A 1,929-nucleotide genomic window follows, 5' to 3' on the forward strand; every position below is an offset into this window, starting at 1 on the left:
GCTATAGATCAGGGGAGGTGACCACGATGTTGAAGTGGATCGACAAATTGCTGGCCAAACGCGCTGAGAAGATGGCAGATGCCGATTGCGTTGTCTTCTGCCATCGCCCGGAAGTGCCGGCAGAACTGAAAAAGTAAAACCGACATAACAAAAGCGGATCCCAGCTAAATAGGGGATCCGCTTATTTCGTTTTCCATTAGAGTTGGAATGCCCCCTCTAAAGCTCGGCCGATCATGGACTTCAATTCGATAAAAGTAGGAGAGCGGAATTTCCGTTCGCGATCGCAATCTAATTCGGATTTTACCAGAGCGCATGGATCACAATTCGAGAAATGACGTAAGAGCAATTTGATTAAGGTCAGCTCTTGATCTTCTAATTGCATGGATGAATTGATTATGAATACTGGGCTGGACGGTAATGGAAGCAGATACATGCCGCATACGACATCGTCTTTCAGTGCACAGTCTAATTCTGGCCCTGAGTATACCATGTCCCCTAAATGGGCTGCCAATTTGTTCGGACACCTGACTCCGATCTCCTCGAATAATCGTTCGATCTCTTGTTTGGCGCTATTCATTTCACTGTGTCACGCTCCTCTGGTTTAAAATGGGTGAATAATTTGGTAGGATAGGGGAGAGAATGATTTTCCTTCAGGGGGAAGCATATGCAGACGCGGTTCGACTATGGCCGCTGCCGCTTACCCGAGCTCCTGAGACAATCGAAAATGACCCAACAAGATCTAGCAGATCGAACGGGATACCCGAAGTCGAACATCTCGGACTGGATCGCAAGAAGGAAGAAAATGTCCTTCACGACAGCGATGTCCGTTTCGCGTGTGTTGAACTGTCACCCGGAGGATCTGTATGAATGGGTCATTACTATTAAGGAGCCATAGGAGTAACGGTCGGTTAGGGTAACCTTTAAATGGGTTATCCGTAGCCGCAAGTTCCCGCTGGAGGGTACTTTCCATTCTTGGAAAGCCGTCTTTCGACGGCCTTAACTCCCCCTCTATTATGCAAGACAAGTTGACGAAGTGAATTGTAACGACCCAAATATGTGAATAATTCATGAATAATGAAAATCGTGATTAATCATACAATAATTGGGTTAATTAACTATATAATACTACCGTTCTAGTGATACATACTGTCGAAGCTTGTCTTGCACTAAAATTATTTTTTCTTTTTCTCTTCTTCATTTGCCTTTCTGAAAACAAACTCCATAAACTGCCTGACATGATCTAACTTGTTTTCGTCCACGCTTCCTGCTTCACGTAGCATGTTCTCTGTATCTAAGAGAAATTTTCTCAATGCAAAGGCTTCTTCTGTTGAGAGCGTCTCAACCTGGTTCGCCTCAGTAAGGAACGCTTCGTTTGAACGACCAAGCAGGTAATCCGTTGATACGTTGTACAGATCGGAAATCCTTGTAAGGAGTTCCACTTTAGGAACCGCCCCATCTTCATATTTTGAAACCATCGCCCGGCTTACTCCGTACTCTGCCGCGGCTCTATCCATTAGCCACCCCCGACTCTCTCGCAGTTTCCGCATCCTTTCACCGAAAACTGGATTCATATACCGCTCATTTTCAGTCACTTCAGATCACTTCCTTCTGGCTCAAAATTTTACCGTAAGTTACGGTTGCGTAATCTGTGGTTAAGTGGTAATATAAGGACACGGCCCCCGGAAACACAGGAAGGAGGTGTCAGTATTGTCTGTTCGTAGAAAATTATCGGCGCCGCGCGTTGTCCTAACAGAATGTCGGCAGACCCTGGATCTTACTTGTGAGGAACTGGGAAGTCTTGTCGGCCTTTCTGAGACTAGCATTCGAAACCTTGAAAAAGGCCGGAATGTTACCAGTGTCGAGATCATGCTTAAGCTCGCTGATCTGTTTGGCAAGGGGCCATTACAACTGTTCCCTGATTCCGAACTG

General features: G+C 45.8%; 4 protein-coding genes. 3 read left to right on the forward strand and 1 reads right to left on the reverse strand.

Going from position 1 to position 1,929, the window contains the following annotated elements; genetic code table 11:
- Window positions 1-26: 26 nt before the first annotated feature.
- Together ACSEXW_RS28055 and ACSEXW_RS28060 are read left to right on the forward strand one after the other, a co-directional pair.
- Complete coding sequence (locus ACSEXW_RS28055) at window positions 27-137, forward strand: cyclic lactone autoinducer peptide (protein ID WP_438449461.1); 111 nt, start codon at window positions 27-29, stop codon at window positions 135-137.
- 527 nt (window positions 138-664) lie between these two features.
- The gene (locus ACSEXW_RS28060) at window positions 665-895 is read left to right on the forward strand and encodes a helix-turn-helix domain-containing protein (protein WP_438449488.1); all 231 of its coding nucleotides are present in this window, start codon (window positions 665-667) and stop codon (window positions 893-895) included.
- 277 nt (window positions 896-1,172) lie between these two features.
- Here ACSEXW_RS28060 and ACSEXW_RS28065 read toward each other — a convergent pair whose 3' ends face one another.
- Entirely contained in the window at window positions 1,173-1,592 is a 420-nt protein-coding gene (locus ACSEXW_RS28065; protein ID WP_438449489.1) for a helix-turn-helix domain-containing protein, read from the reverse strand.
- 115 nt (window positions 1,593-1,707) lie between these two features.
- Here ACSEXW_RS28065 and ACSEXW_RS28070 point away from each other — a divergent pair.
- On the forward strand, window positions 1,708-1,929 hold a 222-nt coding region (locus tag ACSEXW_RS28070; RefSeq protein ID WP_438449490.1), incomplete at its 3' end, for a helix-turn-helix transcriptional regulator.

This window comes from Oryzibacillus soli, assembly GCF_051594765.1.
Taxonomy (GTDB): Bacteria; Bacillota; Bacilli; order Paenibacillales; family NBRC-103111; genus Paenibacillus_AR.

Bases quoted from the DNA above. Each gene is read 5' to 3' on its own strand.
- ACSEXW_RS28060 (WP_438449488.1), top strand. From the start codon at position 665: ATGCAGACGCGGTTCGACTATGGCCGCTGCCGCTTACCCGAGCTCCTG.
- ACSEXW_RS28055 (WP_438449461.1), top strand. From the start codon at position 27: ATGTTGAAGTGGATCGACAAATTGCTGGCCAAACGCGCTGAGAAGATG.